Origin of the sequence: Oceanospirillum sediminis (assembly GCF_014164585.1) — a bacterium.
In the GTDB taxonomy this organism is placed as follows: domain Bacteria; phylum Pseudomonadota; class Gammaproteobacteria; order Pseudomonadales; family Halomonadaceae; genus Oceanospirillum; species Oceanospirillum sediminis.
In genome coordinates this window covers 1-332 of record NZ_JACJFM010000285.1, presented here as the reverse complement: position 1 = coordinate 332, position 332 = coordinate 1, and the positions used below count along the sequence as shown (strand labels likewise).

The window sequence follows — 332 nt, the reverse complement described above, 5'->3', positions numbered from 1 at the left end:
TGTTAATGCACAGGGAAAAGCAGATATAAAAGTTACTAAAGATGGGAAATCCCAAAAATCTATTCCTGCTAAATACAGAAAGGATAAGCAAATTAAATCGCTTCAAAAAAATAAAGCATATTTAAGAAAACAATATTCCAGAACACGTATTTCGTTAGAAAACGCGATGTTAAGAGAAGAAGTGTTTAGTAAAGAAGAACTTAAAAACATCCTGATACATCCAGTTGTAAAAGCAATGCTAAATAAGTTAGTGCTTTATAATAAAACAAAAAACACCTTTGGGTTTTATAAAGAAGGTGGTTTGGAGGATAGTGAAGGTAAGCTAATCAGCA

Annotated in this window: 1 protein-coding gene; it reads left to right on the top strand. The window is 31.0% G+C overall.

What is annotated here, in order from left to right; translation table 11 throughout:
• Window positions 1-332 (top strand): DUF4132 domain-containing protein (locus H4O21_RS28715; RefSeq protein ID WP_182812678.1); only part of this gene is annotated, 332 nt, incomplete at both ends.